The sequence below is a fragment of the Clostridium sp. genome (genome assembly GCF_017888565.1).
In the GTDB taxonomy this organism is placed as follows: domain Bacteria; phylum Bacillota; class Clostridia; order Clostridiales; family Clostridiaceae; genus Clostridium.
Genome location: NZ_JAGHFX010000049.1, coordinates 1 through 15505, shown reverse-complemented (window position 1 = coordinate 15505; position 15505 = coordinate 1). Strand labels below are relative to the sequence as shown.

12 protein-coding genes are annotated in these 15505 nt (G+C 27.9%); all 12 read right to left on the bottom strand.

All coding sequences use genetic code 11. From position 1 onward, the window contains the following. Window positions 1–12: 12 nt before the first annotated feature. Entirely contained in the window at window positions 13–1470 is a 1458-nt protein-coding gene (locus tag J7M87_RS09195) for an O-antigen ligase family protein (RefSeq protein ID WP_291650770.1), read from the bottom strand. Continuing rightward, on the bottom strand, window positions 1463–3181 hold the full coding sequence (locus tag J7M87_RS09190) for a hypothetical protein (RefSeq protein WP_291650769.1): 1719 nt from the start codon (window positions 3179–3181) through the stop codon (window positions 1463–1465). Before J7M87_RS09190 ends, J7M87_RS09195 begins: the two co-directional genes overlap by 8 nt. 81 nt (window positions 3182–3262) lie before the next feature. Continuing rightward, on the bottom strand, window positions 3263–5110 hold the full coding sequence (locus J7M87_RS09185; protein ID WP_291650768.1) for a nucleoside-diphosphate sugar epimerase/dehydratase: 1848 nt from the start codon (window positions 5108–5110) through the stop codon (window positions 3263–3265). An 82-nt stretch (window positions 5111–5192) separates the two neighbouring features. Further along, the gene (locus tag J7M87_RS09180; RefSeq protein ID WP_291650767.1) at window positions 5193–6644 is read right to left on the bottom strand and encodes an oligosaccharide flippase family protein; all 1452 of its coding nucleotides are present in this window, start codon (window positions 6642–6644) and stop codon (window positions 5193–5195) included. A gap of 10 nt (window positions 6645–6654) precedes the next feature. After that, window positions 6655–7641: an ATP-grasp domain-containing protein gene (locus J7M87_RS09175; protein WP_291650766.1), complete on the bottom strand. Its 987-nt coding sequence runs from the start codon at window positions 7639–7641 to the stop codon at window positions 6655–6657. Window positions 7642–7660: 19 nt separating this feature from the next. Then, entirely contained in the window at window positions 7661–8869 is a 1209-nt protein-coding gene (locus J7M87_RS09170) for a pyridoxal-dependent decarboxylase (RefSeq protein WP_291650765.1), read from the bottom strand. A 1-nt stretch (window position 8870) separates the two neighbouring features. Then, complete coding sequence (gene neuB / locus J7M87_RS09165; protein WP_291650764.1) at window positions 8871–9878, bottom strand: N-acetylneuraminate synthase; 1008 nt, start codon at window positions 9876–9878, stop codon at window positions 8871–8873. Window position 9879: 1 nt separating this feature from the next. After that, on the bottom strand, window positions 9880–11034 hold the full coding sequence (neuC, locus tag J7M87_RS09160; protein WP_291650763.1) for a UDP-N-acetylglucosamine 2-epimerase: 1155 nt from the start codon (window positions 11032–11034) through the stop codon (window positions 9880–9882). Between the two features lie 82 nt (window positions 11035–11116). After that, entirely contained in the window at window positions 11117–11890 is a 774-nt protein-coding gene (locus J7M87_RS09155; RefSeq protein WP_291650762.1) for an acylneuraminate cytidylyltransferase family protein, read from the bottom strand. 1 nt (window position 11891) lies between these two features. Continuing rightward, window positions 11892–12821 carry a Gfo/Idh/MocA family oxidoreductase gene (locus J7M87_RS09150; RefSeq protein ID WP_291650761.1) on the bottom strand — a complete coding sequence of 310 codons (930 nt, stop codon included), beginning with the start codon at window positions 12819–12821 and terminating at the stop codon, window positions 11892–11894. After that, entirely contained in the window at window positions 12821–13804 is a 984-nt protein-coding gene (locus tag J7M87_RS09145) for a Gfo/Idh/MocA family oxidoreductase (RefSeq protein WP_291650760.1), read from the bottom strand. Before J7M87_RS09145 ends, J7M87_RS09150 begins: the two co-directional genes overlap by 1 nt. 123 nt (window positions 13805–13927) lie before the next feature. After that, window positions 13928–15505, bottom strand: a 1578-nt coding sequence (locus tag J7M87_RS09140; RefSeq protein ID WP_291650759.1) for an N-acetylmuramoyl-L-alanine amidase, incomplete at its 5' end; no start/stop codon positions are given.

The following is a 15505-nucleotide window of genomic DNA, read 5'->3' as shown; positions in this document are numbered from 1 at the left end:
CCTCTTATTGAACTAAAATTCATTAATGTAATCTCTATAAAATAACATAAATATAATAATAAATGTTGGGGTAAAACTATAAATCTCATTAGTTGTTTGGAATGCAATCCCCGTTAGATTCCCATATAAAAGTATGACTACTATAACTGCCATAATAGCTATATTATTTTTCTTTACATCTTTTTTCTCTGTATTAAAATAATTAACTAATGCTCCAAAACCTATTATTAATATAAGTAAGATCGAAACTACCATAAATGGCATTCCAATTTCTGAGCTCATATTTAATAAAATATTATGTGCATCCGAATATGGTCTGTTACTTCCTGAATACTCTTGATAGAAATTCTTATAATTACCTATACCAACTCCTGTATATGGATAATCCATAGATATTCTTATTCCTGTTTCCCACAAAATTTGTCTAGTTTTGCTTTGACTTTTAATAATCTTTACTATTAAATTCCCAGTACTTCCAATATTCATCTCAAGCTCTTGATTCTTATTACCAGAAATGATCTCGTGTGCCTCTTGTATGGTTGCATCTTGTGCTACATCTGCTCTCCCCATAACGTTATAAGTCAAAATAGTTCCAAATATAAGTATTATAGGCACAATCCTCTTATAACTTTTAATATCGAATATAAAGAAAATAATTAATATTGCAAAAAAACTAATTAATGCGCCTCTTGAAAGTTGCATTGAAATAATCAGACTCATAGCTATAACTAGAAGAGTCAAAACATTTTTTAAACTTCTTTCTTTTAGCCACTTAGCAAGTAACACTGAATATATTATTAAATCATATATAAGTATAAAATTTGATCCTAAAGGTCCATATATTCTTGATGCTTTATTTCCAGAAACCCAAAGAAGTATGAAGTATAAAATATCAGGTATTGATGAAACTATACACCCTATTGCAATTGATAAGAATACATTATTTAATAATTTCTTTTTATTTTTTACATCTAAAGCCTTAATCAATATAAAAAATATTGAAAAAGGTATAAAAGATAACAATACAATCATAAAGCTTAACTGCTTATCATATGCAAAACAACTACTTACTATAAGTAATATAAATAAAGTTAACCTTAGGATTTTATTTTTAATTATAAGATTTCTAAAATTAATTGATTTATGTACTTGATTTTTTATAAGTGCTATTAAAGAAATGATATAAAATAATGTATAAAAAAACCATTGATAATCTAATAAGCCTATTCTTAATAAAACATATCCACTCAGTGGTAATAAAGGAATAGAAAATGAAATTGCCATAATACATCTTTCAAGTGATGAAAACATAAAAAACACTAATAATTCTGCAAATGGAATAGATAGCATTCCTAGCATTAGAGTTAACTTTGCTTCACTTCCCCATAATAAACCTATAAGAATCCCTTCTAATAAAACTAATGTAATCAAATAAATTATTAATTGCTTCTTATCTATCTTATTAAACATCCATACTTTCTCCTTCTAAAATTCTATCTATTGCTCTTTTGTAAACTTGGCCATCTATATTATAAAAATTATCTTTTATAAATGGTTCATAATTTATTTCATTTAATACTTCACTATTATTTAGTAAATTATACAGCTCATTTGAGGAACTAGCGCCCATAGATAAACCACTTTTCACAAAATTTCCTTCATCATTATACTTAGGTAATAATATACAAATTGATGGTTTATTTAGTATTGCTCCTTCCAAAACTACTGTTGAATGAACACTAATTATTAAATCACACCAAATCAAAGCATCATAAATATCTAGTTCTTTAGTAATTTCATAATTTGTAATCCCATTTTTGATACAACATGATTCATACATTTTTTGAAATGTATCAGCTGGATGTAATTTTATAATTAATTTGTAGTCCTCTAAATCTGTTAAAGATTCACAAAGCATATTAATAGCTCCTTGTGCCAAATCTTCTATTGGCTGTGTTACAAAAAGAATTTTCTTTTTGTTATCTTTATCAAATTGCTTGTCTTTTATTTTTTTATGTAGATAATCAGTTCTTGGCTGCCCAATAATTTGTAAATTTTTATCTTTGTATACATTAGTATTTTGTATTAATAACTCCTTAAAGCTATTTCCCCATAAAAATGTTGTATTTGGTACAAGTATTTCCTCTTTACTTGGTATCAAATATGCTGATGATGTTTCATTGATTAATCCATGTTGAATAGCAAAGGATTTTACATCTAATCTATTTGCTGCAACTATTAAGCATCTCGGCCTATCTGCTTCATCTACAGTTACAACTTTCTTTATTTTTAAGAACTTAAGAAGTCTTTCCCATACCTTAATCTCTAAAATATAACTATTATAGGTATCTGGTAATATATTTATTAACTTTTCTTTTATTATATTATTTAAATTATAATTTTTATAAACATAATCAAATTCATCTATATATCTTAATTCATTTTTTATTGTCAATTTACTAATTCTCTGCTCAATTTTCTTGAAAATTTGAATTATTTCAAAAGGAATGAAATTAGATCCTAACAATTCAGATTTACTTATCATATTTCTACTATTTAAAAATTGTACTTCACACAAATTTGATTTTTCAATTAGCTGATCTCTTATTATTCCATATAAAGAGTCATACTGAATATTATCTTCTCCTATTTTCAAAGAATTTATTGATCCAACTTGCGTAAAAATTAGCATATTATCTTTTTTAGATTTTTCTAGTTTATATTTAAACAACTTAAATATACCCTTTATTAAACGTCTAGCGATTTTATAATAATTTGATTTATAAGAATCTGTTATTTGTTTTATATTCTCTACATACTCTACATTTTTTATTTTTAATACGTTTCGAAATATATCTACTATAAGTGAGGAATCTGTTTTTACTAAGAACTCTTTTTCCTCTAACTCTTTTAAAATACTTTCCCCTAATATAACATTGCCTATTATATCTTTAAGAGTATCTGCATATGAAGCTCTAAAAAAATTATAAATCTCTATATTTTCCCATAGATACATATCTTTAATTTTCATATTATTGATTTTTTGATTTTCTATATATTTTAGAAATTTTTTGCATTCAAAATCAATATCTATATTTGTAATTATACTATCTATCTCTACTTCATTACCATTCTCATAAATAATTTTTCTCATATCCGTTAATAAGAAAACATCAATCATAGTCTTTCACCCTCTATTTTAAAATAACTGCTAACATTTAACTGTTAACAGTTATTAAAATTATATCTTTATTTAAAAAACTTACTCAACCGCTACTTCATCTTGAACTGGTCTTTTATAAGTTGGTACAATTTCTGCCATTTTATTTTTGATTACATCATTATCATTTTCTTCTAACAAGCTTTCTAATTGCTCAAGCTTATCTTTCAACTTATTATAACTAGTAAATGTAGGTTTACCTATATAAATTTTATTATGAGTAGTATCTGTTAATCCTTCTTCACTCATAAGTAATTCTTCATATAATTTTTCTCCTGGTCTTAAGCCAGTAACTTCAATTTTAATGTCTTTATTAGGTTCTAATCCTGATAATCTTATTAAATCACAAGCTAAGTCATATATTTTTACTGGTTTCCCCATATCTAAAACAAATACTTCTCCACCTTTTGCAAGAGCACCAGCTTGCAATACAAGCTGTGCTGCTTCAGGTATAAGCATAAAAAATCTTGTAATATTTTTATGAGTAACAGTTACTGGCCCACCATTAGCTATTTGCTTTTTAAACAATGGTATAACTGAACCATTACTTCCTAATACATTACCAAATCTTACAGCAACAAAATCTGTTTCACTCTCATTATTCATTGCTTGAATAATCATTTCACATAATCTCTTAGTTGCCCCCATTATATTAGTTGGATTTACAGCCTTATCAGTTGATATTAATACAAACTTTTTAACATTGTATTTATCAGCTACTTTAGATAATTTATATGTTCCAAACACATTATTTTTTATTGCTTCTTTTGGACTATCCTCCATTAATGGTACATGTTTATGCGCTGCAGCATGAAATACTACATCTATATCGTATTTACTAAAGACTTCTTCTAATCTTTTCTCATCTCTAATACTTCCTATAAGTGTTTCTATATGAAGCTTTGGATATTTATATTTTAATTCATTTTGAATATCATATGCATTATTTTCGTAAATATCAAAAATAATTAGACTCTTAGGATTATATATTGCAATTTGTCTACATAATTCTGAACCAATTGACCCTCCGCCACCAGTAACAATAATATTATTGTTGTTTATATAATTCTTAATACATTCACCATCAAGGCTAACTTGTTCTCTACCTAAAAGATCCTCAAGTTCTACATCCTTGATTCTACTAACAGAAGCTTCACCAGTTAATATTTCATAAATACCAGGTATAATTTGTATCTTGCAACGTGCCTTCGTACAAATTTCAATAATTTCATTTTTATTCTTAGTATCCAGTGTTGGAATTGCTATTACTATTAGGTCAATTTCCTTTTCCTTAGCTATATGTGGTATATCATATCTATTACCTTCAATTTTTACACCAGATATTCTCTTACCTCTTTTATATCTATCATCATCAATTAACACAACGGGATTATATTTTAGTTCTCTTTTTGAAAACATTTCATTTATTATCATAGTTCCTGCTGATCCTGCCCCAACAATCATTACTCTTCTTTGATCTGCTGAATATTTATATGGCATATAAAGTAATGCTCTTCTATATACTCTATATAATATTCTTAGCCCTAGTACAAATACTATACTAAACACTGTTCCTAGGACACAAACGTTTATAGGAATAGTAGCACCAATAAACCTAGTATATATAACTACAACAATACCTGCTATAGTTCCTCCTGATACACCAAGTAAAAATTCATCTGTACCTGTTTGATCCCATAATGAGTGATACATTTTAGCAGCCAAAAAAGCTATAATATATACTAAGCTAACAACCATAAAATCATGTTGATATATAGTAGTTATATGAGTAAATTTGTCTGGAAATGTAATATTTATAGCTAATAAATGCGCCATATTCACTAAAAATATATCTGCAATTATTAATAAAACTGTTCTTATTCGCCTCATATTAGTCCTCCAATTTAGAAATTTCTAAAGCACTATAATCTACAGTTGATTATACTACTTTCCACTTAAGCTGTCTATATACCTAACTTTTTTTGATATTTTTCACATTTTTAATAATACTTAATATTTCATCTTTATATCTTAAGAATATCAAAATAAATACTACTAAAACTATAATACATTTAATTATCACATTAAAAATAAATGAATTTCCTTGTAAAACAAATGATAATAATCCTACCCCTAAAAAGAAAAATGACATAGAAAATAGCTTTATTATATTAAACTTTATAGGTTCTATTTTTTGTGATATAAAGTATATTAAAATACAAGCCACTATCATAGATAGCATACTAGCTAATCCAGCACCTACTATACTATACTTAGGAATAAAATACATATTTAAAATAGAATTAAGTATTGCTGATGTAAAAGTTCCAATAGCTATATACTTAACTCCCTTTTTATTATAAAAAAGTGGATTAACAAAGAAATAGTATATTCCATTAAATACAAATGCAAAACTCAATAATGGTATGGCTTTCCAAGCCTCATCATATCCATTTTTAGGTAATATCCTTATAACTTCTGGTCCAAAAAGCGACATTCCCATTGCTAAGATACAATAAAAAATAGTTATAACTTCTGACATTTTAACTATTTCAGCTTCATTTTTTTCTTTATCTTTCATTCTTTCGAAAAACCAAGGAACATATGCCTGATTAACAGCAGCTGCAAGAACATTAATAATATTTGCAAACTGAGACCCTAGTCCATAAACTCCTGCTACATCTGTTCCAACTTGATTATTTAAAAATAGCCTATCTATCATAGAAATTGCCCATCCAGATAAACTATGTGGAAGTAATGGCAATGAATATTTTAACGCCTTTTTTAAATAGTATTTTTTTATAGTGACCTTAATTGTAGGTATAAATTTATAAATTGTATAAATAAAAAATATAAAATCAGTTAATGCTAAAGCTGATATTATACCTAATGCACCAAATCTGAATACAACTACAAAAAGTATTGTTAAGGTCAAATTAGTTAAAAAATATGTGAAATTGTTAGCTCCATATCTTTTACTTTCTTCTTTTGCCTGTAGAGTGCTTTGAAATACAGTGTATATTGGATTTAAAGCAATGGAAACCATTCCTATTGCCATATAAGGGAAAAATGATATTCCCTTAAGAATAGGAACTAATAATACATTCCTTAAAAGAAAAAAGATTATTGTTAGCGCTAAGCTATTTAATATTATAAAAGTAATACACGTCCCCCAAAACTCTTTAAGTTTATCTTCATCCTCTTTATAATCTATATAAAATCTAACAATAGCTGAATTTAAAGATAATGTATATAGTATTCCAAGGAAAGATACTACTGCTGTAACTGAAGTAACTATTCCGTTTTCAGTAGGAGTTAGTACAGTCATGTAAACTGGTATTAATATAAATCCTATACATTTTTGTAGTACTTGAACTATTGCATAAATACCTGAGTTTTTTAAAAGCCTCTTACTACTTGACATATTATTACCTTTATTGAGATACTCTCAAATCTTTCTCTTTTATTATCTTTATACCGTTATATTTCATCATAATAATTCCTTCTTCGTAATTACCTACGCATTCCTCGCAGCTATTACCCTTTATATTCTCAATTATCATTTTTATAAAATTAACTCCAGAATTATAAGCATGGGGATATCCTCCACCAAACCTAGGATTAATTTCATTTATGTATAATTCACCATTTTTATCTTCAAAAATATCTACATCTATAGGCCCCTTAAATTTTAATTCTTGCAATTTAAGTATTAAGTCTACAATGTCTTCTCTATAAACTGATACTGATTTATCTGTTTCTCCAGCTCTCATATTAAGCTTTTCTTTAATAAATAAAGATTTAATTTTACCGTCTATAAAATCAAAATAAACGTCAACTCCAAATTCTCTTTCTTTAACATAAGGTTGGAATATATAATTTTCTTTCTCTTTATAAGTTAATAAATCTTCATAATTAGATATTCTCCCTATACCTACACTGCCACTTCCTTCTCTTTCCTTTGCAAATAAAGGAAACTTCACATTATTATTCTCCAAAGCTAGCCTAATATCATTATATCCATTATAAGTTTTTATTACAGGAAGCCTTTCTTTTAGTGTTTCAGCAAAATTATATTTATCGAAAGTAAATATAATTTCTTCATAATTTGAAAGTATTGGTAATATACCATTATTGATAAATTTATCTTTATTCTTTGCAAGTAAAACTAATTCTGGATCAATTAAAGTTATTATTGCCTTTATTGAATTATCTTTACATATTTCTATTACTGAATCGATATATTTATCCAAGTCATTGAAATCTTTTTTTACAACAAAAGATTCATCACCTTCATATAAACCTGGTGCATAAGGACTCATATCTACTGTAAATACTTTTCCGCCTTCCTTATGTATCTCAGCTTTAAAATACTGTACAATATCAACCCTTCTTCCAGGACTTAATATCATTATATTCATTAACAACACCTCATAAATACTATTCTAATATTGAATTTGCAATGTATTCCTCTACACTCCAAGGTTTTCTTGCTATTATTATTTCATCTTCACGCTCTACATAAACGGCTGGATAGTATTGTATAAATAAAGGACTAAGTGCCATTGAATAAGCACCTGTATTATAGAACATTACATAATCGCCAATGTTTAATTCTTTTCCATTTTCACAAAACGCCATTCTATCCTTCTCAATGCAAGTAAATCCAGAAATTATTTGATTTGAAATCATTCTATTACTTAAAGAATGAATTTCATAATAAAAATTTATCCCATGCATCTGAGGATCTATATGTATTAAACTCCCATCCGTAGAAACTATTCTTTTCTCTGCTACATCTTTTTTATCAATAACTTTACATAAATACTTAAATGGAGATGCTACTAATGCTGCTCCTGGCTCTAAAATTAATGATACTTTATTTTTATCAAAAACTTTCTCAAGATTACTACAAATAGCCTCTGCATATTCTTCAAATGTAGGAGCACCAGGTTTATCTCCAAAAATGCATCCACCAATATCAATATATTTTATGTCATTTAATATTTCTCTTGAAACATTCATCATTTCTTCAGTTATTGCCTTAAATATGCTTAAACTCTTAGTTTTAGTACTATGATGTCCATGAATTCCAACAACCTTTACATAGTCTAATTTATCTAAAATATCTAAAGCCTTCTTAAAGGATCCATTTTCAATATTAAATCCAAATCTTCCTGGTTCTTTTCCCATAATAGTTTCATTAGGACACTTTTTTTCTAAATCAAAGTTTATTCTAATTCCAACTTCCCATTTTTTTTTCATCTTAGGTTTATTTTCTTTAAGCCACTCTATTTCATGGAAGGAATCAAGATTTACAATCCCTCCACCTTCTAGAATTTCTCTTATAGCCTCATAACCTTTATAAGGCCCATTAATTATAACCTCCGATGGCTTGTAACCTAATTTTAGTGCTAACCTATATTCTGGCTCAGAAACTACTTCTGCATAAGCCCCTTTTTTCTTCATAAAATTTAATATCCATGGTAATGAATTAGTTTTGTAAGAATATCCTATTTTAAAATTTCTCCATCTTTTCTTGAATGCTTTTTCTAAATTATCATAATTATTACATAATTTACTTTCATCTAAAATATAACAAGGGGTATCTAATAGCTTATAATCTTCTTTCAAATATAGTTCTCTCATGCTATACTAAATCCTCCCAAAGAATAAGTTCATCTTTTCTTAAATCTCTCTTTAATTTTCTTCCTACTATAGCATCAGAAAGTTCAGGCTTTATTCCATATCCTGGTCTTTTATACATAAGCATATCTTTTGAAATAACTGTCCCTTCCTTTAGCTCTTCTTTTGCTACTATGCTACGTCTAACATCCTTCATTATTAACACTTCTCTTTTCGTAGGCCTTTTAATACCATCACCTAATAATTTTTCTGTATCTCTTATAGCCTTCACGTATGATTTAAATTCCACTGGTGACATGGAAGCTTTATGATCCGGACCTTCCATATCCTTGTCTAATGTTATATGCTTTTCAATAAATTCAGCACCTAAAGCTACTGCTGCTACTGCTGCTTCATTGCCTAAGGTATGATCTGAAAGACCAGTAGGAACTTTAAAAGCTTCTCTCATAGTAACCATAGCTCTTAAATTAACATCTTCTACTGCTGTTGGATAATCAGTTGTACATTGCATAATCTTAATATTTTTATTACCTGTTTCCATTAAAATATTAACAGCTTTCTCAACTTCACCTAATGTACTCATTCCAGTAGATATTATTATCTCTTTTCCAGTATTACCTATCTCTTTTAGATACTCAATATTTGATACTTCTGTTGAACCAATTTTAATTAAAGGTACATTTAGACCTACTAAAAAATTAAGACTTTCTGTTCCATCAGGCGTAGAAATAAAATCTATATTTTTTTCTCTGCAATAGGATTGTAAAATTCTAAACTCTTCAAAAGGAAGTTCTAACTTTCTAATCATATCTAACTGCGACTCTTGAACTGGCATATTTTCCATTTGATACTTTGCCTTTTCAGCGTAAGCTCCTGTGCTTTCTTCTGCTTTAAAAGTCTGAAACTTTATGGCATCAGCGCCACAGTCCGCTGCCATATCAACTAATTTTTTTGCAAGCTCTAAACTTCCATTATGGTTTACTCCTGCTTCAGCTATTATATACACTGACATACTAATCACTCCATACTAATTTTTTCTTTAATAATTTTTCACCTAGTTCTATTGTTTTTAAAACTTTTACAATTTCCTCACTAGTATTCCCTTCACCATATAAACTTTCAACATTCTTAACTTTTTCCTTGAAATCTTTTGATAAAGCTCTTTTTATGGAATTATAGATATTTTCCCTACAATAGTCTGTTGAAATAATATTTTCAGCCATTAATCTTCCTTTTTGTCTATTTCCAATATTAACAACAGGCTTTTTTAAAAAAGGTGCCTCAATTAAAGCACTTGAAGAGTTTCCAACTATAGCTCCACATAACTTCATAGCACTTAAATATCTTATGCTACCTAAACTTTGAAACAAGTGAACATTTTTATTCTTATTTGCAAAGTCATCTAAAGCTTTTATAATCTTATCTCCGCCATTATCTGAATTCGGATAAGTTATTATCATAGGTTTATCTATTTTATCTAAAGCTTCTATTACATTCTTAATTTGATTCTCAACATCATCTATTTCTAAAGTAACAGGATGATATGTAACTAAAAGCGTATTTTCATCAACAATTATTCCTAAACTTTCTGTCAATTCTTCAGAACTCATTAATTTAGTAAGTTTTATATTTTCTATTCCCGAATCTCCAACATTAAAAACTCTCCAAGGTTCCTCTCCCATTTTTCTAATATTTTCAGCATAACACTCAACACCTGGAAAATGAATATGTGCCATCTTTGTTATAGCATGCCTTATTTGTTCATCTATAGCACCTTCTGTAATTTCTCCACCTGAAATATGTGCTATTGGTATATTCATAGCCATAGCAGTAGTGGCAGCAGCAAAAGCTTCATATCTATCTCCTAATATCATAACTATATCTGGTTTAAGTCTATTAAACACACCAACGAATTCAGAAATAGCACAAGATATTTCTCTTGCATTCTTATCTCTACCTGAATAATCTAATAATATAGGACACTCCTCATCTATTTTAAATCCATCTTTTTCAATATCATCCTTGGTCATTCCAAACTTTGGAGACAAATGCATTCCTGTAACTACTATTTGGAGAGAAAGTTCTTCTTCATTATCTATTGCCTTCATAATATTCTTAAGAAGCCCATACTCCGCCCTTGTTCCTGTTACTACAGCTATTTTCCTCATTTAACTACACCTCTTTATAAATTATGATGCTCAAATAAAAAAACTGAATATTAAACGTATCATGGATAATCTCCACGTAAAATTATATTAATACATTTTCAATATTATCTTTAACTTCAGCTAGTTCATTATCTTTTTCAAAAAAGTACTTTGCAATAACTTGCATAATTTCAAAGTCCCTTTCAGAATCTATATCTAAGACACCAGTATCATTCATTTCAATAATTCCACATGGGCCATCAAATATTTTTTCAGTTTCTCCATCTACTAAGCAAACTCTTTCATAAGCATATATTGACGCATTCATATCATATACTGAAGGAGCCTCTTGTCTAGTTACATAAGTAGATTCAATAACTAGTTTATAGTTATTGTTATCGTTAATAACCATATTAAAATATGGATTTCTTCTAGCTTCTACTACTGAAAAAACTACCTTATTTTCCCTATTATCAATTTTATTTTTTATAGCAGCCTCTATATCAGAAACTTTTCTTAGTGGTGAAGTTATATCTAAATCAACTACTATATCATATTTTATTTTATTATTATTTTCACATATTTCAGCTGATGATTTTATAACATCAGTTTTAGGTGTATTATCACCAGCTAACTCTATATTTCTCTTAACAATATTTAACTTTAAGTTACTTTTTTTTGCTAGATCTAATAATTCATCACTATCACTATTTATGCATATATCAATATTATTATAATTGTTTTTATTTCTCTTTATAAATAAATCTATTGAAGATAATGTATAATACATTAAAGAGTTACCTAAAAATTCTTTAATATTTTTATTTTTACACCCCTTAGAACCAGCTCTACCACATACAGTAAATAAAATATTCATTTTAACTTTCTCCTTTTGCAATTTCTAAAACTTTATATGCATGCTCTAAATCATTAGTATTTTTCTTTTTTAATTGAATCATATCAAAAAATTCTTGTAATTCTCTAATGTAAATTTCATCATCATCATTTTCAAACTTAATCGTTTCTTTGTAAGAAAATCTTATTTCATTCTTTATAAAATCTGCTGTTATTAACCCTTTATCTGTAAACAATTCAATTTCTCTTCTTGATTCTCTTCCAATATAGTCAAGATGTAACTCTACTAATTTATCTTTATATCTTGCAATATATATAGATATATCATCACTATTTATTTCTAAATCAGAATATTTACCCTGAATATTTATTACTTCCTTTGGAAATCCAAATAAATACACTAAATAATCCCATTCGTGAATGCAATCAAGACTAATTCCTCCACCAAGCTCTTTTTTTGCACTATAAACATCTCTATAATCTACGCCTTTTCTCCATTCTGGTAAATAAGTTGAACATATATTTCTAACAGAATATATTTTTTCATTTTTGATTATGTTTTTTAATTCCATAATAACATTAGTATATCTCATAGGCGCAGCAATATAGTAAACACCTTCTTTGTTTAAGTTTAAATTATCTAAATTACAATCTGTACTATGAAATAATGGTTTCTCAATAAACATATTTTTCGACTTATCTTTAAACTCTTCAATAGTTTTATAATGTAAAGACGTAGGATTGGTTATAAAAGTAATATCATAATCATTATCCAAAGCATTAATACTAGTTTCTGATCTTGATATAATAGAACTTATATCCTCCTCTAGTTTCCTATTTGTTTTTCTTAATGCATGAACCTCTAAATCAACACTATTCTTTTCACATATAAATTTTAAATTCTTAATATGTCTCTTTCCTATTGAGCCTAACCCTACAAAACATACTTTCATTAAGCTTCCTCCTCAATTTTATCAACTATACTCAAAGTATATAAATCATCTTCAAATGTATATCTCACATTATTAATTCCGTTTATCTTATTTATATAAGTTTTTAATTCTTCTAAATAAGGATTCTCTATAATATTTTCAGCGTATTTATTATCTTTCTTTACATCATTATAGGTATTAATATTTTCAATCATTTTAGATTCTAAATTCATTACCTTTAATGAATCAGGAGTTCCTTCCCAAGTTAAGTAAATTTCTTCTCCATACACTTCAAGGTTGCTTATAGCTTTTCTTGATACAACATCAACGCAAACTATCCCCTTATTGCCATTTTCATGTTCTAAAATGCATAAATAAGAATCATTATAGTCTAAATCTAACTTTGATATTTTATCTTTCTTAACTGTTATATCTTTCAACTTTCCAAATATCTTAAATATCCATGGTAGTTCTATTGCAAATAACTCTCTACAGCCATTTGTTCTTTTATCGCTTACAAAGAACTCCTTATAACTTTCCCAAGGATGCCAATCCGGTAGATATTGACCTATATGATAAATATAGTTAACTCTTTTAGTACAATCAGAAACCCTACTTTCTATTTCCTTGATTTCTTCTCTATATAATTGAGTTGATGATAAGAATATCTCTAATTTCCTTTCTTTTGCTTTATTAATTATTTCTTCATATTTATCTTTAACTAAATTAATTTCAGTAAAAACGTGCAACCCTAAATCAAGACATTTTAAAATGATGTTACTATGAGATAGTGGTGATGTACTTATAACTGCTGCATCAGGTCTTTCTTCCTTTACTGCTAACTCTAAGTCATCATATGTATTAATTCCAAAATTCACTTCAACAAAATTCCTTCTATTACTATCTAAATCTACCCCTATTATATCAATATCTTTATACTCATCTTTTAATAACTTAAGCCTTCTTTTTCCCATTGATCCAAGTCCAATTACTACAATTTTCATATCGCACACCTCATAAAATCATATTCTTTTTTTATTTTATATCATTATATCATAAATATCAAATAATCTACTATACGAAAAAGTGGAACTGATGTTTACTCAGTTCCACTTTTCCTATCCTTACTATTTCAATACAGAATCTATTGAATTAGCTAATTGAGTTGCTATTACTTTTTGAGTTTCTGGTTTGGAAATCTTATTTATTTCATCAGGATTAGTAATAAACCCAGTTTCAACTAATACAGAAGGCATCAATGTATTCTTTACTACATAAAATGCATCATTCTTTGACCCTCTGTTAGTTTGACCAACAGCTTTTGATAAATTATTAACCATAACTTCAGAAAGCTTTTTACTTACTGAAACCTTGTTTGAGTTTGCTGTTCCTGACTCCGGTTTTTCATCTGAATAATAAACTTCAACACCATTTGCTCTTGAATCACCTGCAGTATTATGATGAATACTTACAAATAAATCTGCTTTTAGTGAATTTGCTAAGTCTACTCTCTTTTTTAAGCTAGGCCTTAACTCATCGTATAGCTTGTCCCCAACTTCTCTAGTCATAACAACATTATATCCTCTAGTAACAAGTTCTTTTCTAAGTAATTCAGCTACTTGCATATTTAGTTCTGTTTCCTCATATTTTTTGCCATTTATATTAGACACAGCTCCATAATCACCACCATGATTATGACCTGGATCTATAACTATAGTAATTTTATCTTTTACAAATATATCCTTAGATAAATAATCATCTTCATTTACATTTGCACTATTTTTATGTTTAACATGAACCGTAAATGTATAGTTACCTTCATCCGGTATCTTATATGTGGCTGTTCTTTTAGAGCTCCAATCACTTAACACTGTCCACACTCCAGTTTGTCTATCACATACCCATAACTTATATAAAGTATCTGCTTCAGGTGCAGCTGTAGCACTAATTGTAAGTGTGCTGCCCTTTTTAACTTCTCCAGTTATATTTAGATCAATAGCCATAGATTCATTCTTTTTTGTAACATAAAAATCTACAGATTTATAGTCATCTTCTACGTTTCCAGTATTAGAGTTATGTTTTACATGTACAGTAAATGTATACTTACCAATTTTATTAGGAGTATAATTAATAGCCTTTGTTGTACTCCAATCGCTTAGTACAGTCCAAGTATTTGTGCTTCTATCACATATCCATAGCTTATACAAGGTACTATCAGATGGATTAGCCTCTGCTTTAAGCTTAAGCGTACTTCCTAAAAACATATCTCCTTCTACATTAATACTAGCTACAGAAGATTTACCTGTATCAACTTTTACATCTACTGATCTATAATCATCTTCTACATTGCTATTACTATTCTTATGTTTTACATGCACTGTAAATGTATAGTTTCCAGGCTTACTTGGAGTATAATCTATTGTCTTCTTAGTACTCCAATCGCTTAGTACTGTCCATGTTCCAGTTTGTCTATCGCCTATCCATAGCTTATATAATGTATCTGCTTCAGGTGTTCCATTTGCTGACATTGTCAACTTGCTACCAACAGTTTTATTTCCTGTTACTGTAAGTGATGATACCTTAGACGTAGGTTTTGTTACATCTACATCTACTGATCTATAATCATCTTCTACACTACTATTGCTGCTCTTATGTTTTACATGCACTGTAAATGTATATCTTCCAGCCTTAGTTGGAGTATAATC